This is a genomic window from Corynebacterium meitnerae (assembly GCF_027570075.1).
Taxonomy (GTDB): Bacteria; Actinomycetota; Actinomycetes; order Mycobacteriales; family Mycobacteriaceae; genus Corynebacterium; species Corynebacterium meitnerae.
In genome coordinates, this window is record NZ_JAKMUS010000033.1 from 1 (window position 1) to 1,729 (window position 1,729).

Genomic DNA, 1,729 nt, shown 5'->3' on the forward strand with positions numbered 1-1,729 from the left:
GGCGGGATCAAGCGGTGGATGCGCCACGCTTGAATAGTTCGTTGAGTATTTCACGGGGCGTTGCGCCACCGAGGATTTGTCGGGGTGTTTCGTTGAGTTCATCTTGGACCCAAGCCACGTGTTCGGGTGTGATGGTGGCGAAGTCTGTGCCCTTTTTGTAGAACCTTCGTCTGATTTCGCCGTTGGTGTTTTCGTTGGTGGGTCTTTGCCACGGCGAGTGAGGGTCACAGAAGTACACTTTGCATCCGTTTTTGATTTGCACTTGTGCTGTTAGGGCCATTTCTTTGCCTTGATCCCAGGTGATGGTCTTTAGCTGCTCAGCGTTGAGGTCTTTGACCATTTCCTGCAGGGTTTCAACCACTGTTTTCGAGCTGTGTTCATCGGGCAGGTGTCCCAGCAAGGTGTAGCGACTTGTGCGCTCTACCAGGGTAATAAGCGCACTTTTACCACCTTTGCCGATCACAAGGTCACCTTCCCAGTGTCCAGGGACAGCCCGGTCATCGACTTCAGGGCTGCGGCGGGTAATCTCGGCGCCTTTGATCCAGGGGCGACCTGTTAATACACCGGCGTTTCGGGAGCGGCGTTTGCGTGTTGTGCCGCCGCGGATAAGGACGTTTTGGGTCTTCATCACTGTTTCAAGCTCGGCACGCAGGCTGCCTTTGCCTTGGATGTATAAGGCACTGTAGATCGCTTCGTGGGAAATGCGCATGCTTTCATCATTGACGAAAGCATGCTCAAGCCAAGTACTGATACGCCCTGGCGACCATCTACGGGCAAGACCATTGATCACCACACCACGCAATGCGAGGTTTTCATCAAGCTTGCGCAGTTTTGGGCGCGCCATCTTACTAGCGCTGGAAGCTGCAGCGCTGTGGGCGTTATACAGCATCTGCTCTACACCCCTGTCGCCGATAATCTTCCAACCATTACGAGTGATCTCACGAGCGACGACGCTGTGATGCCGCCCGATCTTCTGCGCGATAGCTCGTGCCGAATCGCCAGCTCGACACCCTGCTTCAATAGCGACGCGGTCTTCAATAGTCAGCCTGCGCCCACGCCCTACTAAGGCCTGTTTACTAGGTACACCGCCGGTAGGCTCAACAGCGGCTTGAGTTTTCATTGGTGCTGGCACAAAGGTATCTTCACCCGGTTTGTTCCACTGGGCCGACTGCGACACCGTCACCATCTGATCAGTGGATTCACTGCACTGTAGTTGGCCTGAATTATCACCGTCTGTTGCAATCCTCGTCTGCTTTATCCACTCATACACGGTGGAAGGATGCACACCGACAGTACGAGCCACGCTCAGGGCACTTTCGCCGGCCAGAACGCGTGCCACAGCCTGTTTACGCTCATCAGCTGGCACAGGAGGACGGCCGGGACGCACCGTGATGACACCAGCTTTCTTCAACCTGCCATGCAGCAATCCAGGAGAAATCCCAACCGTTTCTGCTGCGCGTGTGATCGACATCCCTGCACGTACTAACTCCGTAGCGTTCTGGACGAGGGGGTCACGCTGGCGACTCAAACGTTCCCAAGGAGGCACCAACCCTTGAGCCTTCACCCAGCTATAAACCGCATCGACACCAACACCGACATCACGCGCAACCACCCTCACCGCCTCACCTGCAGCTACCCGCTCAACAGCGGCATCCTTAATCTCCTTCGGAGTCCAACGCGTCACAACTACCTCCCGGTCGAAGTGGCGCATTCACCCCCTGACAACACG

General features: G+C 55.8%; 2 pseudogenes. Both read right to left on the reverse strand.

What is annotated here, in order from left to right:
• Positions 1–7: 7 nt before the first annotated feature.
• A pseudogene (locus L8U60_RS10690) lies at positions 8–1,141 on the reverse strand (IS30 family transposase); the annotation flags it as partial.
• Between the two features lie 120 nt (positions 1,142–1,261).
• Positions 1,262–1,711: pseudogene (locus tag L8U60_RS10895) on the reverse strand (hypothetical protein); the annotation flags it as partial.
• Positions 1,712–1,729 lie beyond the last annotated feature (18 nt).